Origin of the sequence: Oecophyllibacter saccharovorans, from assembly GCF_006542375.1 — a bacterium.
Taxonomy (GTDB): Bacteria; Pseudomonadota; Alphaproteobacteria; order Acetobacterales; family Acetobacteraceae; genus Oecophyllibacter; species Oecophyllibacter saccharovorans.
In genome coordinates, this window is sequence record NZ_CP038143.1 from 607,206 (window position 1) to 631,734 (window position 24,529).

A 24,529-nucleotide genomic window follows, 5' to 3' on the forward strand; every position below is an offset into this window, starting at 1 on the left:
GGGTTTCAGCGGGCAATGACTTGTCAGAGGCTAAACCGCAAGCTGCATGCGGATCAGCCTTCCGCCCCTGCAAAGACCTGGATTCTTTTGCTGAACCCTCTTTTCGGGAAGGAAAGTTTCAAGCAGATTATGCTGAGGTCAGGTTTCCTGACAGGCCCAGGGAGAAAGAAAGACTACATTGGCCGCATTTCACCTGGCAATAAGGCTACCCTTCAACAAGCAGGATTCTTCTAAAATCTTCTTATTGTTCAGGGACGTTCAGGCGGCACTGCGTTTCTCGACCTTGAGATCTTTGAAGTAACTTTGAGGTGCTCTTTTCAGGGCCTGAACGAGACCGAAGAACCATTGGCAGAAACTTTCAGATCACAGCTCCGACAGGACAGCGACAAGGCATGAACAAGGCAGCAGCTGAAGGCACAGAACCGCAGGCACGCGCGCAAAGCGTGCAGGGTCCTGACATCTTCAGCGGTGACAATCTGTCCTACCTGACGGCCCTGGAAGAACAGTGGGGCGCCGCTTGGCATGCAGATCCTGCCCAAGTGCCGCCGGATGTCGCCGCCCTTCTGCAGGTAATGGAGCAAGGCCATCCTCCTTCATCGGTCGTACAAAGCCCACAGGGCCTTCCGGAAGGATATGGGCAACCTTCATCCCCTACTGCCCATACTGCAACAGAAATGGACGCCTGTGCGCAGACCCTGCACCGACACAACCTGCGCGAGGCCTGGCGGCAGCGCGGCCATCTCCGCGCCAGGCTTGACCCGCTCAGACTGCGCCCATTGCCCGAGTTGCCTGAGCTGACCCCGCCTGATGCTGACCCCTCCCTGCAGGCCCGGCTTGAGCAGGCTTATGGCGGCGAGATCGGGGTGGAGTTCATGCATCTGCAGGATCCGGCGCAACGGCAATGGTGGATCGACCGGTTTGAATCCCCTCTCTCCCACACATCCCACCTGGCCGGCCAGACCGATCCTCTTTCGCCCCGTGAGCTCCTCTCACTGCTGACCCAGGCGGAAGGTTTTGAGCATTTCTGCCAGCAACGCTTCCTCGGTATGCGCCGCTTCGGCCTCGAAGGCGGGGAAAGCCTGATCGTTGCCCTGCAGAGCCTGATTGCCGAAAGCCTGAAGGACGGCGTTCAGTCCATCTCGCTGGGCATGCCCCATCGCGGCCGGCTGAACGTGATGGCGACCGTGCTGCGCAAACCGGCAGAAGCGATTTTTGCAGAATTCGCAGGCAAGGCCTTTCAGCCCCCGGGTTTTGAAGTCTCAGGCGATGTGAAATACCATCTCGGCACCGCAACCACCCTTGCCAATGACGCAACCGGGACCGCCCTGCGTCTGACGCTTCTGCCCAATCCTTCCCATCTCGAAGCTGTTGACCCGGTCGTGATGGGGCGCGTCCGCGCTGATCAGGACAGGACCCAGGAGAGCCTGGAACGCGCCCAGGCGCACCGTTCCCACAACACCCAGAACCGAGCTGATGGCGGTGCGGCGCCCCCCCATGAACAGGCGCGCCAGGCGCATCTGGGCATCCTGGTCCATGGTGACGCGGCCTTTGCAGGCCAGGGCGTGGTTTATGAAACCCTGCAGCTTTCACGCCTGCCGGGCTACGGCACGGGGGGAACGGTGCATCTGCTGGTCAACAACCAGATCGGTTTCACCACCGGGCCTGAAAGTGCGCATTCCGGCATCTGGAACACCGATGTGGCGCGCACCGTTCAGGCCCCGGTTCTGCATGTCAACGGAGACGCGCCGGAAGCGGTCATGCGGGCCGCACGGCTGGCGCATCAGTGGCGCACCGAGTTCGGCTCCGACGTGGTGCTGGATATTTTATGCTACCGCCGCCATGGCCATAACGAGACCGATGAGCCGGCCTTCACGCAACCTGCCATGGTACAGGCCATCAATGCCCACCCCACCACACGCCAGCTCTACGCCCGCAAGCTGGAGAATGAAGGGCTTCTGACCGCCCAGGAAGCCGCCGCGCTGTGGGACCGGACCCAGACACGGCTGCAGAAGGCCTTCGACGAAGCTGCCGACTATCAGCCTGACGGTACGGACTGGCTGGATGTCGGCCCGCTTGACCCCACCCGTCTGCAGGACGGCCCCGAACGCATTCAACCCATGACCGGCGTGCCCCTGGCGCGATTGCGCGAGGTGGGCCAGGCGATGACCCGCGTTCCTGAAGGGGTGACCGTTCATCCCCGCCTGGAACGCCAGTTGGTCGCGCGGCGCAAGGCTGTGCAGGAAGGTAGGCCCATCGACTGGGCCACGGCGGAATCCCTGGCACTTGGCACGCTGGCGCTTGACGGTCACCCGGTGCGCCTCTCCGGCCAGGACAGTCAGCGTGGCACGTTCAGCCAGCGGCATGCGGTGCTGAATGACCAGCATGGTCTGGGCACGCAGACGCCGCTCGCGCATCTTTCCCCCCGCCAGGCCCCGGTGAAGATCTGGAATTCACCGTTGTCGGAATACGGCGTGCTGGGCTTTGAATACGGCTATTCCCTGGGCAACCCTGAAGCGCTGGTGATGTGGGAAGCCCAGTTCGGCGACTTCGCCAATGGCGCGCAGATCATCATCGACCAGTTCCTGGCAGCCGGTGAGACCAAGTGGCTCCGCAGCTCCGGGCTGACGCTCCTGCTTCCGCACGGTTATGAAGGGGCAGGGCCTGAGCACAGTTCCGCCCGGCCGGAACGCTTTCTGCAGCTTTGTGCCGAGAACAACCTGCGGGTGTGCATGCCTTCCACACCGGCCAGCTTCTTTCACCTCCTGCGCCGCCAGATCGCGCGCCGCTGCCGCAAGCCGCTTGTCGTCTTCACGCCCAAATCCCTGTTGCGCCACCGCAATGCGGTTTCAGCCCTACAAGACATGGGTCCCCAGACCCGCTTTCTCCCCGTTCTGGCCGATCCATTGGCAGGCAAAGGCGCACGCCGGATCGTGCTGTGCTCAGGCAAGGTCTATTATGACCTCGTTGCTGAAAGGGAAAAACGGCAGCAGGAAGAAGAAGTGGCCCTCATACGGCTCGAACAGCTCTACCCTTTCCCGCACCATGCCCTGGTGGAAGCGCTCAAGGCCCATCCCGATGCCGAGCATGTCGTCTGGTGCCAGGAGGAACCGCGCAATGGCGGCGCCTGGCGCTTTGTGGACCGCAGGGTGGAGCACGCCGTGAAAACGGCCGGCCTGACCAATGCGGACGGCACGCCCAAACGCACCCTCTATGCAGGCCGGGCCGCCGGCGCTTCACCCGCCACAGGACTGGCAAGCCGCCATCAGGCCGAGCAGCGCGCCCTGGTGGAAAAAGCCCTGACCCGCGATGCGACGCCCACGCCTTCCTATCAGCCGGAAACGCCCTGAAAGCCTTACATGCAAAAGCCGTCTTCCCCAGAACACGCACCGGATTCCCTGCGCTCCGGCCCCGATGCCAACGGGCATTTCGGCCCTTATGGCGGTGTGTTCGTCGCTGAAACGCTCATGCCGCTCATGCAGCAGCTGAAGCAGGCCTACCGCCAGGCCCAGGCTGATCCGGGCTTTCAGGAAGAGCTGAACGCCTATCTCCAACATTATGTCGGTCGCCCGAGCCCGCTGTGGAAAGCCGATCGCCTGACCGAGCGCGTCCGCACCGAGGCAGAGCGGAACGATCAATCCGGCTCGGGCGCGACGCTCTATCTCAAACGCGAAGACCTGAACCATACCGGCTCGCACAAGCTCAACAATGTGATGGGACAGATCCTCCTGGCACGGCGCATGGGCAAAAAGCGCATCGTCGCTGAAACCGGCGCAGGTCAGCACGGCGTGGCCACGGCGACAGTCTGCGCCCTGTTCGGCCTGGAATGCGAGATCTTCATGGGTGCTACAGATGTGGCGCGCCAGGCACCCAATGTGTTCCGCATGCACCTGCTGGGCGCCAAGGTGAATCCGGTCACCGCAGGCGGCGGCACGCTGAAGGACGCGCTGAACGAAGCCATGCGGGATTGGGTAGCGCATGTGGACGACACCTATTTTCTCGTCGGAACGGTGGCAGGGCCGCACCCCTATCCCGAGATGGTGCGCGATTTCCAGTCCGTGATCGGCACTGAAGCCCGTGCCCAGATGATCGCACAGACCGGTCGCCTGCCCGATGCCATCGTGGCGGCAATCGGCGGGGGGTCGAATGCGATGGGCATCTTCCATCCCTTTCTCGATGACCGCGACGTGCGACTCTACGGCGTGGAAGCGGCCGGGCTAGGGCTGGATTCAGGCAGAACAGCCGCTTCCATCGCCCGGGGCACGCCCGGCGTGCTGCACGGCAACCGCACCTATCTGATGCAGGATGCCCATGGCCAGATCACCGAGCCTTATTCCATCAGTGCAGGCCTTGATTATCCGGGGATCGGCCCGGAACACGCCTGGCTGAACGACATCGGTCGTGTCGATTATGTCAGCGCGACCGATGCCGAGGCGCTGGAAGCCTTTCAGCTCCTGACCCGCCTGGAAGGCATTATTCCGGCGCTTGAAAGCGCCCACGGCCTCGCTTACGCCCTGAAACTGGCGCGCACCCTGCCGGCCGACAGAAATGTGGTCGTCAACATCTCCGGGCGCGGCGACAAGGATGTCCCCACTGTAGCCGCGCATCTCGGCGTGAAACTGTCCTGAAGCTGTAAGGGCCCTGACATGACTTCTCTGTCCCATCCCTCTGCTCCCGAACGGAAGAACCGCATCGGGAAACGGTTTGCCAGGCTGGCGGCGGAAGGACGCGGCGCGCTCATTCCCTATCTCGAAGCGTTCGATCCTGACCGGGCCACTTCCCTGGCCCTGCTCAAGGCCATGCCTGAGGCAGGGGCGGACCTGATCGAGGTCGGCGTGCCGTTTTCCGATCCCTCTGCGGACGGACCGACCATCCAGCAAGCTGCTGAACGGGGCCTGAAAGCCGGTGCCACGCTGGAAGGCGTGCTGGAGATGGTGGCAGAATTCCGCCAGACTGACGACGAGACCCCGGTTGTGCTGATGGGCTACTGCAATCCCATCGACCGTTTCGGGCCCGAGAAGTTCTGCCGCGCTGCCGCCCGCGCGGGCGTGGACGGCCTTATTGTCGTTGACCTGCCCCCTGAAGAAGCCGCGCTCCTGGCGCCCCACGCCCGCGCGAACGGTCTCGACATCATCACACTCACCGCCCCCACCACGCCGCAGGCGCGCCTCAACACCATTCTGAAAAACGCCACCGGCTTCGTCTATTATGTCAGCATCGCCGGGGTGACCGGCACGGCCAGCGCCACCACGGCCCAGCTCCGCAGCGCACTCGAACGCCTGCGCCAGGCCACCTCCCTGCCGGTTGCCATCGGCTTCGGCATCCGCACACCCCAACAGGCTGCTGAAGCTTCCCGGATCGCTGACGGCGCTGTGGTGGCCTCCGCCCTGATCAAAACCCTTGCCTCCACTCTCAATGACGGTCAGGCCACCCCACAGACCCTCCCGGCAGTCCTGACCCAGCTCCGTCAGCTGGCGGCAGGCGTGCGGAAGGGCACTTTTCTGGAGTAATTTCGGAGACAGCCGATCCAGCTGGGTTCCAGATTTTGCCGATTACCGAGCGAAAACAGAACCAAGGGAATTTTATGAAATTTCCGTCATTTTCTTTTGGCCCTGCTGTTTGCCGGCCAGAGCCATTGGACCGAATTTTCCGGCTCTGAAGTGAAAAGCCCTTAAAAAAACCAGGGGAAATCATTCTCTGGCATTCCAGATTACCAAAAAGCACAATTTTTTTGCCTAAGGACATAGGGTGGGGTATATAAGGTTACAAGAGTTTCCCCCGCACATGCGGGGATAGACCTTTCGTATCAGATTCTTAGGATTTCATTCGTCAGTTTCCCCCGCACATGCGGGGATAGACCGCGATGCGGGAGGCCTGCGATGTGATGAAAATTGTTTCCCCCGCACATGCGGGGATAGACCCATCGTTTCAGCCTATCAGCTTGCTATGGATCAGTTTCCCCCGCACATGCGGGGATAGACCGCGCGCGCCCGATCTGGTCCGCCGTGCCGATCCGTTTCCCCCGCACATGCGGGGATAGACCTGGAATAGGGGGCTGCTGCATAAGCCAGTCGGAGTTTCCCCCGCACATGCGGGGATAGACCCACGGGGCCGTTCCGGATTTCGACACAGAGGCAGTTTCCCCCGCACATGCGGGGATAGACCGTCGCTAGTTTTCAGGTATTCCCTGGTAAAAACGTTTCCCCCGCACATGCGGGGATAGACCTTCAGCGGTGGTCAGGTGCGTGTCCTGATATTCGTTTCCCCCGCACATGCGGGGATAGACCGGCGGCTCACATGCCTGTCACGCCTGTGTATAGGTTTCCCCCGCACATGCGGGGATAGACCCGGAACTCCGGGCGTGCTCATCGACATGTAGGGGTTTCCCCCGCACATGCGGGGATAGACCGCAGGTGCTGATCGGCCGTGGCGGCCTGTCGGGGTTTCCCCCGCACATGCGGGGATAGACCCGCGTTTCAACGAGGACCTATCCAGCGTCACAAGTTTCCCCCGCACATGCGGGGATAGACCTATTCATTCACGTTAGCCGTTCGATGACGTAGCGTTTCCCCCGCACATGCGGGGATAGACCTGCTGAACCATGATTTTTTTTCCTGTTTCTGTGTTTCCCCCGCACATGCGGGGATAGACCTCTCAGTTGGCGAATCTAAACGGCATGGATGAAGTTTCCCCCGCACATGCGGGGATAGACCGGGAACGGCGTTGTTCATGAGGTCATAGAAAGCGTTTCCCCCGCACATGCGGGGATAGACCTGAAAATCTGGCTCGCCCAGCTGACGCTGGTGCGTTTCCCCTGCACATGCGGGGATAGACCGTGCCGGCCGTGGCGGGCCGCAGTTCATTCGCAGTTTCCCCCGCACATGCGGGGATAGACCTCTTTAAGGGCTGAAGAAATTTAGGCCTCCAGAACCTGGAGGTCCTGATCTTTCTGTTACAGATTTTAAAGACTAGCTTCAGCCTGGCGTTCTTTGCCTGCAGGTTTAATAGAGGCCATTTTTACCGCTGCTTTTTCAACTCTCCCTGTTGGGCGACAAGTTTTTTCCTGGTGGCCGTCTGTTTCTCCTGATTTCCATGACTGGAAAGCGCATGTTCTGATGACAGAGGCGTTAGGTTAGTCTGAATGAGCTTTTCAAAAAGCTTGGGGATACTGCGTCCTGCTTCAATGGAAGCAGCCGTCATTTCCTGACGGGAAACCTTGCTCCAATCCAGTTCATAGCCGGCCCCTTTGGCAAGCTGTTCCATGAACAGCCGTTGCGTGCGGCCATTTCCTTCCCGGAAAGGATGCAACATGTTGATCTCACCGAGATAGTGGGCCGCCCTTTTTGAGAAATTTTCGGCGTCAAGGCTGCGTAAATTGCTTTCCTTTTTCAGACTCCCGAAAAACTTCTTTCCTTCGCTCTGAATAAAAGCGGGCATTGCAGACATGGTGTTGGCCTTGGAAAGGGCTATCGTGCGGATTTCACCTGCCCATGCGTAGATATCTTCAAAGAGAAATTCATGGGTCTGCTTCAGATAGTTCAAATCGAAATTTTCAGGCGGGGCTTGCTGCCTGAACAGAATTTCTTTCCAACTGATGATGTCATGCTCAGCTTTTGCGAGCACCGTCCCATCAGTGAGACCCAGCCTGTTTCTCAGGACGCCATGCCTGGGGTTCATGTAAGGGTCCTGGCTCTGCACAAATGGACTCCTAAAATCTCATGCCTTCACAGTGTGTTTCTTCAGGGCCCTTTTCAGGCCTTCCTCAAAAGTCAGATGGCCTTCCGCATAAAGGCGGAGGTCAGCCTGCACGTCTTCTGAAACATCGCCCCCTTCCAGCCGCTGCGAGTGAATGGCCTGGTCAACGCATTTATGACGGAAGGCTTTTTCTTCCGGAGTAAGGAGTTCGTTCTGGGTATTCTGGGTAGAGGTCATTTTCTCGGTTTCCTGCTTTGGCTTCAGGTTCGAACATCGGCTTTCCGTCCTTGCCAGCATTGAAGCTTTCATCGCCTTCCCGCCACAGAATACCCGAAATTTCAGGAGAAGCCTTGCGCTCTTACAGCTTGGGCCGCCTGCCGTAGAGCTCGCCGCTCAGCTCTGCCTTCAGCTTCTCACAGGCATCAGCCCGTTCCTGAAGCAGCTCTAAGATCTCCGTCGTCCAGCCGGGTGGGCAGGGGCGCTTGCCTGCCAGAACACCTCTGAGGGTAGTGTCCTTGATTCCCAGATGCTTTATCACCTGAGCTTTCCAGTGATGGCCAAACGCCGTTTCTCCGGCCCGGATGAGCTGTTCAGCCTCCAGCGCCTCAGGCATCGTCATGACATGTTCCACCACAGCCGCCCCAGGCATGTGACCACGAACAGGGTCAGCATGGCCCAAACAAACCGGATCGGTTTTTCGGCCCAGTAGTTCATGAGCTTGTCAGTCATTACCTTTTTCCTGGCAAATGGGCCATCAAGGATTAGGGCCCCTGTTCATAAGTAGTCTATGATATTAAAGACCGTTTTGATGTGGCACGCTACCATTAGCCATTAGAGGGTCCTGCTCTCCGAAAATTTCCTTCATACATATGGGCTAGGCCCAGCCGCATCTGAAAAGCCGCATTAAACAGCATTGTTTCTCTCGCTCAGGCGAAGATAGAATGTCGGGCGGCGCAAGCCCTGCCTTCCTGTGCAAATCTTTACCAAAGAAGAAAGAGAAAGGTAATGACTGACAAGCTCATGAACTACTGGGCCGAAAAACCAGTCCGTTTCTTTGTTTTCATTGCAGTTGTTGCACTAGTCGCGGCTATCGGCCGCTTGTGGTGGAATCTGTCATGAACGAAGCGAGCCGCCTGACTGCTGACCAGCTCGCTTTTGCAGGTCACGCTGCCTTCGGGGAAAAATGGCAGAGCCAACTGGCGCGCTACCTCAATGTCAACTCAAGCCGGATCCGGGGTGTTCTGTCTGGTAAGCGGCAGTCCCCGCCTGGGTGGACCCCGGAAATTCTTGAGCTGCTCCAGGAGCGCCAGAGAGAATGTGAAAGAGCCCGGACTCACCTGGCGCGTGAAGTTGGCCTCTGTGGTCTCTTCAGAAGAGAGCCCATGGGCAGGGACACCATAGTCACCCCTCAAGAAAGCGGCGAGACGGTGACTCCTTAATCCCATCCCGCAAAAACAGTCATGGTCGAAACTTCCACCATCATCTGAGCAGCACGGCAGCGATGATCTCAGAGCTCAGGATTCAGCCTTCTCTTCATTCCCTTTGCTTCCTGAAAGAGGATTGGCTTAGAGTTTAATCTTAACAGATTCAGCAATTTCTTAACCTGCTGAGCCTGAACGAAACACTGGCGTCCCATAATCAGGAGAAGACCATGACCGACCACAGCATCACTGGAAAAACCGTGCTGATTGCCGGGGGCGCCAAAAATCTGGGGGGTCTGTTGGCGCGTGATCTGGCACAGCATGGCGCCAGAGCGGTTGCTGTCCACTACAACAGTGACGCCTCAAAAGCGGAAGCCGATAAAACAGTTGCAGCCATCGAAGCGGCGGGCGCAAAGGCTTTTGCCTTCCAGGCTGACCTTACCAGTGCCGCAGCGATGGAGAAGCTGTTCACCCAGGCCAAGGAAGCAATGGGCAGCATTGATATCGCCGTCAATACCGTTGGCAAAGTGCTGAAAAAGCCGATGGTAGAAATCAGCGAAGCTGAATTTGACGAAATGAATGCTGTCAATTCCAAGACGGCCTTTTTCTTTCTCAAAGAAGCCGGCCGAACAGTAAGCGACAACGGCAAAATCTGCTCCCTCGTCACTTCGCTTCTGGGAGCCTATACCCCCTTCTATGCGGCCTACGCCGGCACCAAGGCGCCTGTCGAGCATTATACCCGTGCGGCCTCGAAAGAACTGGGAGAGCGCGGGATCTCCGTGACAGCGATCGGGCCCGGGCCGATGGATACACCGTTTTTCTATCCTGCCGAAGGTGCGGATGCCGTGCAGTACCACAAAACCGCCGCGGCTTTGTCGCCCTTCTCCAAGACCGGCCTGACTGACATTGAAGATATCGTGCCCTTCATCCGCTTCCTCGTCTCCGAAGGCTGGTGGATGACCGGTCAGACTATTTTAGTGAATGGGGGCTATACAACAAAATAAAGCCTAAAATTGAAAAAATTCCTTATCCCTTCTAAATAAGCACCCGTTCGATTCTTACAACACAAATTTCATAAAGATCCAAGCCAAAATGATAATCTACAATGGTAATGAGTTAGTCCTTCATAAGGTAGCGGGAGAGAGCAATTTTACCCTTATTACCTTTATGGGGGTAAATTATCATGATAGAGCTATGAACTTATTTTTTCTTGAAAAACTCTCAAAAAAATATAAATTCAATTGTTATGGCATCACTACAAAGAAGCCTAATTGGTATATTTCCAGTGAAATTGACGAAATAGCAAGAATAATTGAATTAGACGGGGATTACAATATTAGGATTCTTGCAGGTCCCTCAATGGGGGGATTTGCTGCTATAAAATTTTCTCGGCTGTTTAAAGCAGATATAGTCTTCGCTATGGCTCCTCAATATACTATTGATCCAGATATTGAAAGTAAATTCAATAATTATAGTCAATTTTATAATGACAGCATGTCAAATATGACTATAAGCAATAATGATTTAAGAGGAAAAATATTTATTGCTGTCGATCCTTATGATAAAATAGATTATTACCATTCTAAGAAAATTTTAGACCTTTCAGATAGTGGATTTGAGATTAATATAATACCTGTGTTTTATGCTGAACATATAGTCTATAATGATATATCTGGATCGGACTCATTTAAAGAGATAATTTTAGCATTGAGTACTATGGATAATAGTAAAATTAATCTATCTGTTAGTAAGTCAAGGAGAAGAAATAACTATAATCTTATTAAAAGACTTAATCTATATAATAAAAATTTATATTTACAATCTTTATCTTTGTTAAGTGATAAAATTCATAATAAAGAACGCATCTATGCTAATCATAGTTATATCTTAAAGAAAATACATGGACTATGCTTATTAAAGCGTTATGATCTTGCTCTTAGAATGAAGAATAAGCTTTTTTATAATTTTCTTTATTATAAAATTCCTCAGAATATGGGTTTTAAAAATTTCCCTAGATTAATAATTGATTGTCATGGAAAAGTCATATGTTTTAACCATAAATGTGAATGTTTAGAATCAAGAGAGTTTGGAGATCAAAAACATTTATCACCTCTTTCTTTATATAGTATTGGAAATAAAAATTACTTGTTTTTTTGGTTTGAAGATGAAAGAGTATTTTTATATGTAAATGAACGGAAATCTTTATCTTTCTCGAGCGAAATTAATATGTCATCTCTTTGTTTAAATATTGATAATAGTTTAATATTTACCTCGTACGGTTATTTAAGGAGTAATTTCGATGGGAGTGTATTCTTGTTTTCTGAAAATAAGCTCGAATGGGAAAAATTTGTTTTTGTTTAACATTTTTATTATTTATTATCGACACGGCACGATAGAATAAGAGAACAGTTTCTAACCAATATTGACCCTAAATATCGTTCTATAACAGGTAATCTCTCCCAAATTATACTTGCAATAGCATATACTTGGATTAGAGGCCATCTAAAATCAAACAGTATTCTTGGAAAAATAGATTTTACATTATCTTTAGAGCCGTTTAGTTCCGGTCTCTTCTTATTTGAGTTAAGGTTACCTCCTAAAAAAGCAAGAAATTTGACTTAAATTACTTTAACAAGCCTATAAAACTCTCCAATATGGTGGGCCGTTCATTTTTGTTGAGCTCCATTTTGACCGGAAACGCTTCAATCTAGGTCAGAATAAGAAATACTTGCCAAGGCATAATCCACTCTTACCACTTCTGAAAATCTGGTATCTGTAGAACGCTATGAAATGTTACTCAAAGAAATGAGCTTTATCCGTATAAAGCCTTTTATGCTGATATGAATTAGCCTCGTCTAAGGGCCTTAAGGTTTTCTGATTCATCAACCGCATAAGTCTTCTATTACCGTCGCCTTAGCCTGTCACTTTACCTCTGACTGTACTTTCGGTCCGGTTTTCGTCCAGACGTAAAGAATTGCTAAGGGTCCAAGCAAGGGAGAAGCCACCCAGAGCAGTGCATTCCAGACTATGCTGAGCGGGACGATGATGACAATCGGCATTATCAGTATGGTTTTGCCGAGTATGAAAGCTTTTATCTGATCCCAGATGTATCTGGAAAACGGATACAGAAAAAAGCACAGCAGGCAAAGGAGAGAGAGACCTATATCGCCTCCGATGTGGCGAACACTTAAATTTTCTCTCTTCATAATTTCGGTAAATATTACCGCATATATTATAATGAGATATATAAAACTGAAGAAATAGGCTCTCTTCATAAAAGGTGGTGGAAAGTATTCGAATATCCTTTGAACCCTATTTCTCAAGGTATTCCGTTGTTCTGTCATCTCTCCACCTCACAGCCGAACGCCCGCTGCCTCTTTATATCCTGTCTTGGGACCAGAATCTTCAAACCGGGGTAATCCGTCTCAAAGTCAGATTCAGCCGCCCGCCTAGGTCCAGTGGATCAGTTCCCGTCCCCCGATTGCCGGGCTGACGGAGTTTCAGCAACCGGGGCACCCCATGCAATGACAGGCGACTGGCGCCCCCAAAAGCGATGATATCCCCGGAATCGAGGCGCACTTTGTGAATGCGTCCGTTCGGATCCTGAGTACGGCCGTTATCAGGATCCGCGATACGGAAGGTGGCGCTGCGGCCGAGCGACAGGGAGACGATGGGAAGCTCCCGCGCTGCTTCCCCATTATCCCGGTGCAGCCCCATATGTGCGTCTTCACTGTACCAATTGACCAGGCAGCAATCAGGCGGCGGCAGGGGTTCACTTCCCCTTCCCGCCTCCCGCCAGTAGGGAAGCGTGAAATGTTGCCAGAGGCCCAGCAGGAAGTCAGGAATCGGCGGCCAGGGCTGCTGGGTTTTGGGGTGAACGGGCTGATAACGCGCCCCGCGACGTTCGGAAACCCAGCCAAGCGGGCCAAGATTGGTCATGCGTACGCTGAAAGGAACGCCGCTTGCCGGCGAGCCGGGGCGTTCAGGCATATAGGGCCGGAAGAAGGGCGCCTCTTTCAGGCGCTCCCGCAGGTCTGCCACCACACTTTCCTGCTCCGGCAGGCTCAGTGCCTCCGGTGCATGCCATACGCCGGGGGGCAGTTCGACACCGGGGAACTGAGAGCCGGCCTCTGGAAACAGTGAAAGTGAATTGGCACCCATCTGTCCTGACCTCCTGATCCGCTTGCGGGCTCCGGCTTTCTTTTTCCATTACCAGAACAATAAAAAAGCCTCCCAGCACAAATGTGGAGGGAGGCTTCCATCACAGCTCAGAAGATGAAACTCAGGGAACCTGAGTAAGCTCCTGCTCCACCTTGCGCAGGGTGAAGCCGAAATAAGTGGCAGAGACGCCAGCCATGATCAGCTCGACTGCGATCAGCGTGCCGATGAACAGCAGACCGGCCCACGGCAGAGTTGCATAGAGCAGCACACCGACCAGCAGGGTCACGCCGCCGCTGAGCAGCCCGACCCACCAGCCGGGAATGTGGCGCAGCTGGAAGGCCCAGTAAATACGCATCAGGCCACCGATGATCAGCATGGCTGCGATGAAGGCCGTCAGGAGCATGGCGCCCTGGACAGGCTCAAGGCACAGCAGGGCACCCGAGATAATGATCAGCACGCCCGTCAGCGCTGCAAGCCAGCGCGGCATACCGGCAGTGGGACCATGGCCGAAAACCTGCACCAGCTGCATCACACCACCGGCGATCAGCAGAACGCCGAGCACGATGGTGCTGGCCAGAGAAACCTGGAAAGCACAGATCCAGGCGAGGATGCCAAGGAGGACCATGATGATACCGGCGGCGATGAAGTAGCCCGGCTTCATGGCTGGAGTCGGCAGAACGCCGACTCCAGGGATAATCTCCTGTTCGTTCATATCTCGAAAACTCCGATCTTGCGGCACCCTGGCGGAAAACGGCATGGACCGCCGCGCCGATGGCACCAGTGTTACATGACCGGACCATGGCGGCCGGTCTCAAAAACAGGGGATATCGCCCGCTTCGCCTTCTGCCCTGCCTCTTCTGGGCAGCAGGTATCAGATGCCGAAACCTTTCCCACTTGCACGCCCCTAACACAGACCGGCAGGCAGGGGTAGACTTCCAGTGAAGGTTTTAACCTATTTCCCGTCTTCTTTTCCATCTTCAATGGCAGCAATTGCGGCACTACCAGCTTCAGGTTCTACGCATAGCGCGCGTGCCAGGTGCAAGTCTCGTGCATGGGAATCACCGCAGGTTCACCCGGGGAAACAGGAAAAGGCCTGAAAACAGCACTTGATCGTTCTTTAAACATTCATTTCACACGTTTGTTTTTACTCTGAACGCCTCCCGTTTACAGCTCAAACACTGCTGGCTTCCCATTGCCGGCCCTGAACGTTTCGAAACAGTCATGAGCTTGCCGCCTCTTGTCAGACAGATTGTCAGACAGGCCCAGCTCTGGGGCAGGGGAAACGTGCAGGAAAGCTCTGGCCTCCTCAGAACACGCGCGATAAGATACGCCCTTTTCAGCCGGGCGGCGCGCCTGCAGCTTTCCTGCACGCAATCCCCAGACTTCGGCAGCCCCGGGTGCGGCCGCCCAGACCTATGGAGAGAAAAACGACCCATGAGCTGGCTGACCGATTATGTCCGCCCCAAGGTGCGGAGCCTCCTCCAGCGCGACGTGCCGGACAATCTCTGGACCAATTGCGACAGCTGCGGGCAGATGCTGCTGATCCGCGATTATGAGCGCAACTGGAAGGTCTGCCCCCATTGCGGTCACCATGGGCGCGCCCTGGCCCATGAACGGATGAAATGGACGTTCGACAACGGGGAATACACCCCCATCGAACTGCCGAAAATGCCGACTGATCCCCTCGCCTTCCGCGATTCCAAACGCTATACCGACCGCCTGAAAACAGCGCGTGCCAAGACACAGCTTGACGACTCCCTACTGGTGGCCCACGGCCGCATCGGCGGCCGCGAGACAGTGGTTGCCGTGATGGCGTTCGAGTTCATGGCCGGCACGATGGGGCCTGCCCTGGGCGAGGCCTTTCTGGCTGCCTGCCGCCTGGCCGTGCTGCAGAAGGCGCCTTTGGTCATCTTCACCGCCTCAGGTGGGGCACGCATGCAGGAAGGGGTTGCCAGCCTGATGCAGATGCCGCGCACCACGATCGGCGTGCAGATGCTGCGCGAGGCCGGGCTGCCTTACATCGTGGTCTTCACCAATCCCACCACCGGCGGGGTCTCGGCCTCTTTTGCCATGCTGGGCGACGTGCATGTGGCTGAGCCCGACGCCCTGATCGCCTTTGCGGGACCGCGCGTCATCCGCGACACGGTGCGCGAGGAACTACCGGAAGGCTTCCAGAAATCGGAATACCTGCTGGAGCACGGCATGGTCGACCTCATCGCCCCGCGCGCCGAGCTGCCCCAGACGCTCGGTCGCCTGGTCAACATGCTGGCGCCTACCACCCGCACGGTCACCCTGCCGGGCGCCGGGCAGGAAGAGCAGCGCCCCCCCACCCAGCACCCGGCCCCCCACCCGCCGGCCACGCGCCAGTCTGCCGCCCCGTCAGGCCATAATTCAGGCCACAGTGAGGCCGGGCATAAACCGCCCTCCGGCAAGCACAGCGCCAAACACCACAAGCACCGCAAGAGGTCCGGCGCGTAAACGGCCCGCGCCGGCTGCAGGTTGAGCATGGTCAAGACGAATGCACGCACCAGCGAGTTCAGCGGGCGGAGCGGGGAGATCCTGGCGCGGCTGGAGCGGCTTCATCCGCGCCTGATCGACCTGTCCCTGCAGCGGCTGGAAGCGCTGCTCTCCAGGCTCGGCCATCCGGAACGGCATCTGCCGCCGGTCATTCACGTCGCCGGCACCAATGGCAAGGGCAGCACGGTGGCTGACATGCGCACCATTGCTGAGGCCGCCGGGCTGCGTGTTCACGCCATGACCAGCCCGCATCTCCTTTCCCTGACCGAACGCTTTCACGTCGCCGCCCCGGTTTCCGGCCTTCCTGGCGGCCAGGCGGGCGGGCCAGTGGATGAAGACCTGCTCGTCGCCACGCTGGAGGAGGTGGAACAGGTCAATGCCGGGGCGCCGATAACAGTGTTCGAGGTGCTGACCGCAGCGGGCTTCCTGCTGTTCTCACGCCTGCCTGCCGATCTGGTCCTGCTTGAGGTCGGGCTGGGCGGGCGCTTTGACGCCACCAATGTCATTACAGCCCCGGTGGCCTGCGTGCTGACCTCCATCAGCCTCGACCACCAGGCTTTCCTGGGCGAAACGCTGAGTGAGATCGCTTTTGAGAAAGCAGGTATCATCAAGCCCGGCGTGCCGGTCATCAGTGCCCCCCAATCTCCTGAAGCGGCTGCGGTAATCGCAGCACGGGCCGAAGCCCTGAACGCCCCCCTTTACCGGGTGCAGGAAGTCAGGGGGACACCCCCTGAACCACTCGCGCCTGAAGCTCGGAAAATTCATTGGCGTGTCCGCGATACAGGGAACCCCTCTACCCCTGCTGAAGAAAGAGGGCAGATCGACTATGCCGACGCGCTGGGGACACTCCGCCTGCCGCAGCCGGGGTTGGCCGGGCCACACCAGCGAGAGAATGCCGTTCTGGCCGTAGCCGCCCTGCGCCGCGCCCTGGCGGCAGGGGCTTTCCCGGCTTTCACGCCCGCCAGTTTCCCTCCCCAGGCGTACCAGACCCTCAGCCGGACCCTCTGGTCCGCACGCCTGCAACGCCTGGAAGGCCGGCTGGCCCGGCTTCTGCCGGAAGGCTGGGAACTCTGGGTAGACGGTGCCCACAATCCCGGCGGGGCCGAAGCCCTGGCTGAACAGTTGCGCCTCTGGCGTGACGAAGGCACGCGCCCGGTTCATCTCATCATGGGGCTGAAAAACACCAAGGATGTATCAGGCGTCCTGCGCCCGTTGCTGCCTCTGGCCGACAGTTTTCAGGCCGTAGCTGAGCCGCAACAGCATCTGGCCATGCCGATTGCTGACATCCTTGCTACGGCCCGTGCTCTGGAGCCTGCCCTTGATCTGCCGCCCGGGCGTTCTCCCCCAACTTTGAGCGAAGGACCCCTGCTTCAGGACGCGCTGGAACGCCTTGCAGCCTCGGCTGGTGCGAACTCCCGTGGGCGCGTGGTGATCTGCGGCAGTCTTTACCTGGCTGGCTGCGCGCTGCAGCAGGACCGGGAACAGGTGGGGCCTATCTGAGCAACCAGCTTTATTTCTTGCCTGTTAAAACAAGGGGCCGGATCATCTGAACAGGGAATAGTTCAAAATGCTTTTATCCAGCTCCTCAAATATCTTCGCTGATTTCAGCTTCAGCCTGACGAAATCATCATAGCTGATTTTCACGCGCTCTTCATTGTGGTCCGCGATGGCCTGGCACAGATCCTGCACTTCTTTTTCGTAGAAGTCATAGATCTCCTCACATTTCTTCCCGATAAGCTTCTGGCCGAACAGCATTTTCATCTGGAAGAGCGCGCCCTTGAAATCGGTTTTCTCTTCCATGATTTCACTGACGGACAGCAGGGATTTGCGGTCCTGAATGATTTCCCTGGAACTGTCACTGATCTCCCTGATGATCCTTTCCACTTCCAGGGCGGATTTCCTGAAATTCTCCCAGGCATCATAACGCCTGTTGAACAGGTCCAGCTGCAGCTTCTCATCGGCAATCCGCTGCTGCTGCCCGGCAATCTGTTTCTGCGCCCAGGAAATGCGCCACTGCATGAAAGCAATGACAAACGTGCTCACCACCCCGAAAACCGGCGCCCATTCTATGATCCAGCCAGAGTCCATAATGACTCTGATTTGAGGGGGGAGTGCTGAGCTTAGTGAAACGTCCATAACATCCTAAATATCGGTTATATCTCAACTTAATTAATAGAGATTTTAGCAGTATCTTATGTCGATTTATTCAGAAGCCATATAATTAAATTGGCAAAGTCATTTTCTTCATACATAAATCTCTAATATTTGAAAATGTATTTCCTATTCTTTCATTATACTTGAAAATTTTTTCAAATGTCAAGGTAAAATTAGATAAACCATTTTTCCCGAACAGAATTCCTCCTTCATTTACATACTTATATAGCAATTCAGCATCGCCACATATCTTCCGACTTAATTCCCTACATTCTATTTTAAGTTCATTTAGCAGATTGACCATTTCCGTTGAATCAAATAAAATTATCATTTCATCAATACTTTTATAAATAACATCATCTGATCTAAATTTTTCATATCCATTTGATAAAATGCGTTTTATCTCTTGAGTGTAATTTTCTTTATTTAATTTAGGTGATATGTCATTAAAAATTTTCTCTTTATTATCAAAATAATCTACTATTTCTTTATCATATTCAATCATATTATTATATAGTCTTTCCCAAGCATCATAACGTTTATTAAATATATCTAGTCCCAATTTAGAAACCGCGATATTTTTCTGCTCCTCTGCAATCAGATGCATACCCTGAGAAATTCGCCACTGCATGAAAGCAATAATAATTGTGCCAATAGCTGAAAAGAAAGATACAGCTACTGTTGCCCAAGGGGCGTGCTGTGGATCCAGCAGCCAAGACCAAAATCCCATTATCTACGTTCCTCTACTCTTCCTGGAATTCTTTGCTTTTATTCCCTTACACGTTCCTTACTGCTTACCCAACAACCGCCTTCATCTACCCCTTTCCACCACCCCAACATTTTCCTTTCCCCAAGCCCCGGCAGACCCGCTAAAAGGGCGGCATGAGTGATCGTGTTACCGAATCTTCCATTCCCACCACCCAGCTTGCCACCCCCGCAGTTGCCGGGCCGCTGGCGGCGTTGGTCAATGCCGGTCTGGAGCGCGGGCTGCCGGCCAATGCACAGGCCGAGCAGGCGTTGCTGGGCGCCATTCTCACCAACAACAAGGCTTATGAGCACGTCTCCGACTTCCTGCAGCCGGTGCACTTCTCCAACGGCCTGAACGGGCGCGTTTATGAGGCGATCGCACGCCGGATCGAGAACGGACAGCTTGCCGACCCCGTCACGATGCGGGGCGAGTTCGAGCATACCGGCATCCTGGCTGAGGCCGGCGGCCCCGCTTACCTGGTCGAGCTGCTTAACGCCATGGTGGGCATCGTCAATGCGGGGGAATACGGGCGCATCATCCATGATTGCTGGATCCGCCGCCAGCTGATCGAAATCGGCGAGACAGTGGTCAACAACGCTTTCGGCGGCACGCCGGAGCTGGACGGGCCCGACCAGATCGCCGCGGGCGAGGAAGCGCTGTTCAAGCTCGCTACCGACAAGGGCCAGGATGGCGGCTTCGTCTCCTTCGAGCGCGCACTGATCGAAGCGCTGGGCACGGCGGAACAGGCCTTCAACCGCACGGGCGACATCGTCGGCCTCACCTCGGGCCTGCGTGATTTCGACAAGAAGACCGGCGGCCTGCATCCGTCCGACCTGATTATTCTGGCGGGCCGGCCGGCCATGGGCAAGACGGCATTGGCCACCAAGATCGCCTTCTCCGCCGCCCGCGCGCTGATGCGCGAGGCCGAGGAACAGGGCGGGCGCCCGGCAGGCAGCGTGGCGATCTTCTCGCTTGAAATGTCAGCCGAGCAGCTGGCGACGCGTATCCTGTCCGAGCAGGCGGAGGTCTCGGGCGAGAGGATCCGCCGCGGCGATATCGGGCAGAAGGAGTTCGACCGGTTCGTGCGCGTCTCGCGCGAGCTCCAGCGCCTGCCGCTGCACATTGACGACACGCCGGCCATCAGCCTTTCAGCCATGCGCACGCGCTGCCGGCGCCTGGCGCGCACCAAGGGGCTGAGCCTGGTGGTGGTGGACTACCTCCAGCTCATGCGCCCTGCCGTCGGCACCCGCATCGACAATCGCGTGCTGGAGATCTCGATGATCACCCAGGGGCTCAAGGCCATCGCCAAGGAGCTGGAAGTGCCGGTCATCGCCCTCTCCCAGCTCTCGCGACAGGTTGAATCGCGCGAAGACAAACGACCCATGCTGTCCGACCTGCGTGAATCAGGCTCCATCGAGCAGGATGCTGACGCGGTGATGTTCGTCTACCGCGATGAATACTATCTCCAGCAGCGACAGCCCAAGGACAGCGCCTTCGACAGCCCTGACAAATACATCGAGGCGCTGGAGGAGTGGCAGCGCAAAATGGCGCTCGTGCACAACAAGGCCGAGCTCATCCTGGAAAAGCAGCGCCACGGGCCGACCGGCACCATTCCCCTTTACTTTGAAGGCCAGTACACCCGCTTTGCCGATCTCGATACGGTGCATGAGGATTACGGGCCGTAAGCCCCCAGGCAAAGAACCCGGTCTTATAACGTATAGGAGATACCGCCCAGAATGGTGCGGCGCAGGCCGTATTGCGGCGCGCCGACGCCGATGCCTGAGCCGTCACGCAGGCGGTAGCTGCGGTCGAACAGATTTATCACGTCAAGCCGCAGGCGCAGGCGGCCTTCCTCGCTCATGCCGAAAAGCCCGCTGCCGCTGGAATGCGCATTGAGAAAGATATCCTGCACCAGCCCCAGATTGAACGTGACATATTGCGGCAGCACGCCGCCATTGGGCACGCCGACCCGCGCCCCCGTGCCGTCACGGCGCAGGCCGCTGCCGTAAACCATAGTGGCCGAGATGTTGAACGGGTGCGACGTATGGGCGAAAAAGCCATAGGCAGCGCCTGCCGAGGCGGTCCAGCGCTGGTCATGGTCGAGATGCACCCAATGGTGGCGCATATAGGCCAGGTCCTCAGGCGAGAAGTTCCATTGCGACGAGGTGATGCCTTTGCCCATGGCGCGTGACCAGGCCATGTTGCCGTAAAGGGTCAGCGGGCCGTGGGTGTAATCGGTGGTGAACTCCACCCCGTGCACCCTGCCGCGGCGGTAATTGTAGGAAGTCAGGATGATCGGCGCGCCGAACTGGCCTTCATCCAGCAGGTTGTGGGCCTGCTTGAAATAGCCGTCCACACTGACCTGCCAGCCACGGGTCACCTCCTGCATGAAACCGAAATCAAAACTGTTATCACGCTCAGGCTTCACCGCGCTGTCAGGGCCGGAGAGGTTGGGCGGCGCACCTGATGTGTTGCGATAGGCAGCCAGGCTGTTGCCGCTGACCGTCTGAAAGGCAGGCGGCGTGAAATAGCGGGCGTAGGAAGCATGGAACCGCCCGTTGCGCCACGGGGTCCAGACCAGGCTGAAGCGGGGCGAGAGCTGGGTGGCGCTGACATATTCATCCACCCCGTCAAAGCGCAGGCCGCCATTGAGAACCAGGCCCGGGCGAACCCGGTACTCATCCTGCGCGTAAACGCCGTAAAGCGCGCCGGTGTGCCCCGAGCCCTGATGAATGGTGACAGGCGTGGACAGGAAAACAGGCGTGTCCCCGTCGCTGCCGGCCCCGTTGCTGCCGGGCTGCACCGGGTAAACATCCGCATCGGTGCGGGTGACGCTGCGCGCGCCGTAGGCCTGGAAACCCATGCGCACTGTATGGGCAGGGGCGGCGCGCCACTCGACATCGCTCTGCACCCCGGCGGTGAATACCGAGCGGGCAGCGCGTTCCGCCATGCCGTTATAGACCAGGTCCCCCACCGGATCCGGCGAGTAGCGCACCGCACTTGCGTGCACCACGGCAGAAGTCGTGGCCTTGATCGCGCCGCGCTTTTCCTGCCAGGAGAAAATGCCGAAATCCCCAAGCTCCGCCTGGTGCTCGTTCAGCGCCGCACTGGCCGGGTCAGAGGCCGGCACGCTGTGGCCGCGCCAGACCGGGCTTGCGAACTGCCGCTGCTGGGCAGGATTGTTGGGCAGCTGGAACCAGGCATTGGCCACGCCGGCTGTCAGGCTGAACTGCGTATGCTCGCTGGCTGTGTACCGCAGATGGCCCATGAAGTGGTACTGGTTGGTCAGGTCATGGGGGGCATTGAAACGGGGCGTGGGGTTTTCAATGCCCACGCGGTCATGAACGGCATCAGCCGTCAGGTACCAGTCCCATTTTCCCAGGCGGCCGCCCCACAGGGCTGAAGGCTGCAGGTTGTCGCGCGCACCGCCGTAAAGCTGCAGGCCGGCATGCGCATCCTCAACGCCGTTGCGCGTGTGAATATCCACCACGCCGGCCTGGCGGAAGCCGAACTGCGCCGGCAGCGCGCCGACGGTCAGGCTCAAATCATGGGCAAAGCGCGTCATGAGGGCCTGGCTGAACAGGTTGACGCCTTCAGGCAGCATGACGCCGTCCAGGCGGTACTGCACATTGCCATGATCGCCGCGGATGTGAAGCTGGCCGAAACTGTCCTGCGCCACGCCGGGTGCCTGCAGCAGAACAGAATTGAGGGAAGCGTTATCCCCGCCGGGAATGGCGGCCAGGGCCTTGGCGGAAAATCGCGTCTGCGTCGCCCCGAGACCGGGCGGAAGCGCCTCACGCCCGGAAGAGCCGCGGCTCGCCGTGATGCGGAGATGCTCGGGAAGCGGGGGCTGGACCGCAGCGCTGCGGTTTGCGGGTGCAGGTGCGGAAGAAGTGGACGGAAGGTTTTTTTTCAAATGCGCCCCCGGCTTGCCTTTGGCAAGCATTGGCGCAGCCTGGGCGGTAGCCAGGAGAAATCCGGCGCAGATCACACTGCTTGCGGCCCCCACCCGCAAATATTTTCCTGCCCCCCCTGCCATGTGCTCTCTCCCGCTTGCCCTACAGGGTTCCTCTGTCATAGCTGAAATTCATGTTGACACCGTAACAGTCTGAGACCGAATCGGAAATTCCGTCCTGAAAAACTACCTGTCCAGAACCATCTGTCGATAGAAATAGAATGTTATAACGTAACATTACAAGGGGCGGCTGAAGACCGGATCACATCAGTGACCCGATTTTCAGAACTATTCAGAACTAGCGGTGCTACCCGCCCGATTAGGCTTCAGCCAATTAAGCTTCAGGAGGCGCGACGCATTCCGCCACGAAACGCTTCATGGCACGACCGCGGTGGCTGCAGCGGTTTTTCTCCTCGTCACTCATCTGCCCGAAACTGCGCGGCTCGGGGCTGGCAGCACCGGCGCTGGCTGCGATCTCCTCGGCCGGCACGAAGATCGGGTCATAGCCATGACCGCCCGTGCCACGAGGGGGCCAGCACACCTCGCCCTCGCAGGTGCCGCGCACGCTGCGCGTTTCCCCGTCCGGCCAGGCCAGGCACAGGACTGCAACGAAAGAAGAGCCACGGTCAGCGGAACGGCTTTGCGCCATTTCATCATGCACCCGCTTCATCGCCACGTTCATGTCGCGCTCAGGGCCGGCCCAGCGGGCGGAATAGACCCCCGGCCTGCCCTCTAGGGCCGACACGCAGAAACCGGAATCGTCTGCGAGGGCGGGCAGACCGGTCGCACGCGCGGCAGCCAGCGCCTTGATCTCGGCATTACCTTCAAAGCTGTCAGCGGTTTCCTCAGGCTCCGGCAGGTTAAGCTCGGCAGCGGAGCGTACCTTGATGCCCAGCGGCGCCAGGAGAAGGGAAAATTCCCTTATTTTCCCGGCATTGTGACTGGCCAGAACGATCTCCGCGCCCCTCTGCAAGCAACGCCGGCTTTCGGCAGGCGTGTTTCCATCTGCCGGGGTTTGGGCCCTGCTCATGACGCGCCTCCTGCAGCAGGGGCAGGAGAAGATGAGCCCTCTCCCTGGTTCTCCGAAGGCAGCTGGGCCAAAGCGGCTTTCTGGGCGGCAAACAATGTGGGCACGCCATTGCGCGCCAGCTCCAGCAGTTCCAGGAACTCCTCATGGCGGAAAGGCTTGTCTTCCGCCGTGCCCTGAATCTCCACAATGCCGCCATCAGCAGTCAGGACAAAATTCGTGTCTGCCTGAGCGCTGCTGTCTTCCACGTAATCAAGGTCCAGCACCGCGCCGGCTTCGGTCAGCCCGCAGGACACCGCCGCCACCTGCCCGGTCAGGGCGCGGCTCTTGCCTGCTTTCTCCAGGGCCTGGGCCAACGCCACCCAGGCCCCGGTGATGGAGGCGCAGCGCGTGCCGCCGTCAGCGTTCAGCACGTCGCAATCAAGCGTGACCGTGCATTCCCCCAGGGCGCGCAGGTCCACGCAGGCCCGCAGCGCCCGGCCGATAAGGCGCTGGATCTCCTGGGTGCGGCCTGACTGCTTGCCTTTGGCCGCCTCGCGCTGGCCGCGCGTATGGGTGGCACGCGGCAACATGCCGTATTCAGCCGTGATCCAGCCCTGCACGGGGCCTTTCTGGTGGCGCAGGAAAGGCGGCAGCTTCCATTCCACGGAAGCGGTGCACAGCACTTCCGTATTGCCGACCCGCACCAATGCCGAGCCTTCAGCATGGCGTGCCATGCCCGTGGTGATGGAGACGGGGCGATTCTCGTCAGGCGCCCGCCCGCTGGGGCGTTTGGCGCGTATCTTGAGATCAGCCGCCTTGAGGGCGGAACGGAGGTCGGCCATGAACGGGAGGCTCCTTACGGGGTCGGGACA

The 24,529-nt window shown here is 57.2% G+C and carries 18 protein-coding genes and 1 CRISPR repeat array; of the genes, 8 read left to right on the forward strand and 10 right to left on the reverse strand.

Features of this window, described 5'->3' with window-relative positions:
- The first annotated feature begins 392 nt into the window (after positions 1-392).
- The 3 genes from E3E11_RS02660 to trpA are packed head-to-tail and all read left to right on the forward strand — an operon-like array spanning position 393 to position 5,507.
- Entirely contained in the window at positions 393-3,347 is a 2,955-nt protein-coding gene (locus tag E3E11_RS02660) for a 2-oxoglutarate dehydrogenase E1 component (RefSeq protein WP_141451065.1), read from the forward strand.
- Between the two features lie 9 nt (positions 3,348-3,356).
- On the forward strand, positions 3,357-4,625 hold the full coding sequence (gene trpB, locus E3E11_RS02665; protein WP_141451066.1) for a tryptophan synthase subunit beta: 1,269 nt from the start codon (positions 3,357-3,359) through the stop codon (positions 4,623-4,625).
- An 18-nt stretch (positions 4,626-4,643) separates the two neighbouring features.
- On the forward strand, positions 4,644-5,507 hold the full coding sequence (trpA, locus tag E3E11_RS02670) for a tryptophan synthase subunit alpha (RefSeq protein WP_141451067.1): 864 nt from the start codon (positions 4,644-4,646) through the stop codon (positions 5,505-5,507).
- Positions 5,508-5,768: 261 nt separating this feature from the next.
- A CRISPR array of direct repeats spans positions 5,769-6,893; the repeat unit is 28 nt; unit sequence GTTTCCCCCGCACATGCGGGGATAGACC.
- A gap of 121 nt (positions 6,894-7,014) precedes the next feature.
- Here the strand turns inward: trpA and E3E11_RS02675 are convergent.
- The 3 genes from E3E11_RS02675 to E3E11_RS02685 form a co-directional block, all read right to left on the reverse strand.
- A complete protein-coding gene (locus tag E3E11_RS02675) occupies positions 7,015-7,674 on the reverse strand; it encodes a Fic/DOC family protein (RefSeq protein ID WP_141451068.1) in 660 nt (219 codons plus the stop codon).
- A gap of 39 nt (positions 7,675-7,713) precedes the next feature.
- Positions 7,714-7,929, reverse strand: coding sequence for an antitoxin VbhA family protein (locus tag E3E11_RS02680; RefSeq protein ID WP_141451069.1), 216 nt, complete (start codon positions 7,927-7,929; stop codon positions 7,714-7,716).
- 121 nt (positions 7,930-8,050) lie between these two features.
- Positions 8,051-8,311 (reverse strand): hypothetical protein, encoded by a 261-nt coding sequence (locus tag E3E11_RS02685; RefSeq protein WP_141451070.1) that lies wholly within the window; start codon positions 8,309-8,311, stop codon positions 8,051-8,053.
- 1,032 nt (positions 8,312-9,343) lie between these two features.
- Between E3E11_RS02685 and E3E11_RS02690 the strand changes: the two genes are divergently transcribed.
- A complete protein-coding gene (locus tag E3E11_RS02690) occupies positions 9,344-10,117 on the forward strand; it encodes an SDR family oxidoreductase (RefSeq protein WP_141451071.1) in 774 nt (257 codons plus the stop codon).
- A gap of 88 nt (positions 10,118-10,205) precedes the next feature.
- Positions 10,206-11,474 (forward strand): hypothetical protein, encoded by a 1,269-nt coding sequence (locus tag E3E11_RS02695; protein WP_141451072.1) that lies wholly within the window; start codon positions 10,206-10,208, stop codon positions 11,472-11,474.
- Between the two features lie 1,044 nt (positions 11,475-12,518).
- Here E3E11_RS02695 and E3E11_RS02700 read toward each other — a convergent pair.
- Both E3E11_RS02700 and E3E11_RS02705 read right to left on the reverse strand, forming a co-directional pair.
- Positions 12,519-13,274, reverse strand: a complete 756-nt coding sequence (locus E3E11_RS02700) for an alpha-ketoglutarate-dependent dioxygenase AlkB (protein WP_141451073.1) — start codon at positions 13,272-13,274, stop codon at positions 12,519-12,521.
- A 121-nt stretch (positions 13,275-13,395) separates the two neighbouring features.
- Positions 13,396-13,986: an HdeD family acid-resistance protein gene (locus tag E3E11_RS02705; RefSeq protein ID WP_231118970.1), complete on the reverse strand. Its 591-nt coding sequence runs from the start codon at positions 13,984-13,986 to the stop codon at positions 13,396-13,398.
- A gap of 722 nt (positions 13,987-14,708) precedes the next feature.
- Between E3E11_RS02705 and accD the strand changes: the two genes are divergently transcribed.
- Positions 14,709-15,752, forward strand: a complete 1,044-nt coding sequence (accD, locus tag E3E11_RS02710; protein ID WP_141451074.1) for an acetyl-CoA carboxylase, carboxyltransferase subunit beta — start codon at positions 14,709-14,711, stop codon at positions 15,750-15,752.
- Between the two features lie 27 nt (positions 15,753-15,779).
- Positions 15,780-17,291: a bifunctional folylpolyglutamate synthase/dihydrofolate synthase gene (locus E3E11_RS02715; protein ID WP_141451075.1), complete on the forward strand. Its 1,512-nt coding sequence runs from the start codon at positions 15,780-15,782 to the stop codon at positions 17,289-17,291.
- Positions 17,292-17,333: 42 nt separating this feature from the next.
- Here the strand turns inward: E3E11_RS02715 and E3E11_RS02720 are convergent, their stop codons facing one another.
- Positions 17,334-17,879 (reverse strand): hypothetical protein, encoded by a 546-nt coding sequence (locus tag E3E11_RS02720; RefSeq protein ID WP_141451076.1) that lies wholly within the window; start codon positions 17,877-17,879, stop codon positions 17,334-17,336.
- A gap of 133 nt (positions 17,880-18,012) precedes the next feature.
- On the reverse strand, positions 18,013-18,675 hold the full coding sequence (locus E3E11_RS02725; protein ID WP_141451077.1) for a hypothetical protein: 663 nt from the start codon (positions 18,673-18,675) through the stop codon (positions 18,013-18,015).
- A 152-nt stretch (positions 18,676-18,827) separates the two neighbouring features.
- Between E3E11_RS02725 and E3E11_RS02730 the strand changes: the two genes are divergently transcribed.
- Positions 18,828-20,378 carry a replicative DNA helicase gene (locus E3E11_RS02730; RefSeq protein ID WP_141451078.1) on the forward strand — a complete coding sequence of 517 codons (1,551 nt, stop codon included), beginning with the start codon at positions 18,828-18,830 and terminating at the stop codon, positions 20,376-20,378.
- A gap of 23 nt (positions 20,379-20,401) precedes the next feature.
- Here the strand turns inward: E3E11_RS02730 and E3E11_RS02735 are convergent, their stop codons facing one another.
- The 3 genes from E3E11_RS02735 to rph all read right to left on the reverse strand — a co-directional run bounded on the left by E3E11_RS02735 (position 20,402) and on the right by rph (position 24,499).
- Positions 20,402-22,732, reverse strand: a complete 2,331-nt coding sequence (locus tag E3E11_RS02735) for a TonB-dependent receptor (RefSeq protein ID WP_141451079.1) — start codon at positions 22,730-22,732, stop codon at positions 20,402-20,404.
- A 250-nt stretch (positions 22,733-22,982) separates the two neighbouring features.
- Positions 22,983-23,678 carry a non-canonical purine NTP pyrophosphatase gene (locus E3E11_RS02740; RefSeq protein ID WP_141451080.1) on the reverse strand — a complete coding sequence of 232 codons (696 nt, stop codon included), beginning with the start codon at positions 23,676-23,678 and terminating at the stop codon, positions 22,983-22,985.
- A complete protein-coding gene (gene rph, locus E3E11_RS02745) occupies positions 23,675-24,499 on the reverse strand; it encodes a ribonuclease PH (protein WP_141451081.1) in 825 nt (274 codons plus the stop codon). Before rph ends, E3E11_RS02740 begins: the two co-directional genes overlap by 4 nt.
- Positions 24,500-24,529 lie beyond the last annotated feature (30 nt).

What these genes read in the sequence shown, in the direction of transcription:
- E3E11_RS02735 (WP_141451079.1), bottom strand. Translation starts at nt 22,732, where the DNA reads ATGGCAGGGGGGGCAGGAAAATATTTGCGGGTGGGGGCCGCAAGCAGT.
- E3E11_RS02715 (WP_141451075.1), top strand. Translation starts at nt 15,780, where the DNA reads ATGGTCAAGACGAATGCACGCACCAGCGAGTTCAGCGGGCGGAGCGGG.
- E3E11_RS02685 (WP_141451070.1), bottom strand. Translation starts at nt 8,311, where the DNA reads ATGACGATGCCTGAGGCGCTGGAGGCTGAACAGCTCATCCGGGCCGGA.
- E3E11_RS02700 (WP_141451073.1), bottom strand. Translation starts at nt 13,274, where the DNA reads ATGGGTGCCAATTCACTTTCACTGTTTCCAGAGGCCGGCTCTCAGTTC.
- E3E11_RS02690 (WP_141451071.1), top strand. Translation starts at nt 9,344, where the DNA reads ATGACCGACCACAGCATCACTGGAAAAACCGTGCTGATTGCCGGGGGC.
- trpA (WP_141451067.1), top strand. Translation starts at nt 4,644, where the DNA reads ATGACTTCTCTGTCCCATCCCTCTGCTCCCGAACGGAAGAACCGCATC.
- E3E11_RS02660 (WP_141451065.1), top strand. Translation starts at nt 393, where the DNA reads ATGAACAAGGCAGCAGCTGAAGGCACAGAACCGCAGGCACGCGCGCAA.
- rph (WP_141451081.1), bottom strand. Translation starts at nt 24,499, where the DNA reads ATGGCCGACCTCCGTTCCGCCCTCAAGGCGGCTGATCTCAAGATACGC.
- E3E11_RS02725 (WP_141451077.1), bottom strand. Translation starts at nt 18,675, where the DNA reads ATGGGATTTTGGTCTTGGCTGCTGGATCCACAGCACGCCCCTTGGGCA.
- E3E11_RS02720 (WP_141451076.1), bottom strand. Translation starts at nt 17,879, where the DNA reads ATGGACTCTGGCTGGATCATAGAATGGGCGCCGGTTTTCGGGGTGGTG.
- E3E11_RS02695 (WP_141451072.1), top strand. Translation starts at nt 10,206, where the DNA reads ATGATAATCTACAATGGTAATGAGTTAGTCCTTCATAAGGTAGCGGGA.
- trpB (WP_141451066.1), top strand. Translation starts at nt 3,357, where the DNA reads ATGCAAAAGCCGTCTTCCCCAGAACACGCACCGGATTCCCTGCGCTCC.
- accD (WP_141451074.1), top strand. Translation starts at nt 14,709, where the DNA reads ATGAGCTGGCTGACCGATTATGTCCGCCCCAAGGTGCGGAGCCTCCTC.
- E3E11_RS02730 (WP_141451078.1), top strand. Translation starts at nt 18,828, where the DNA reads ATGAGTGATCGTGTTACCGAATCTTCCATTCCCACCACCCAGCTTGCC.
- E3E11_RS02680 (WP_141451069.1), bottom strand. Translation starts at nt 7,929, where the DNA reads ATGACCTCTACCCAGAATACCCAGAACGAACTCCTTACTCCGGAAGAA.
- E3E11_RS02675 (WP_141451068.1), bottom strand. Translation starts at nt 7,674, where the DNA reads ATGAACCCCAGGCATGGCGTCCTGAGAAACAGGCTGGGTCTCACTGAT.
- E3E11_RS02705 (WP_231118970.1), bottom strand. Translation starts at nt 13,986, where the DNA reads ATGAACGAACAGGAGATTATCCCTGGAGTCGGCGTTCTGCCGACTCCA.
- E3E11_RS02740 (WP_141451080.1), bottom strand. Translation starts at nt 23,678, where the DNA reads ATGAGCAGGGCCCAAACCCCGGCAGATGGAAACACGCCTGCCGAAAGC.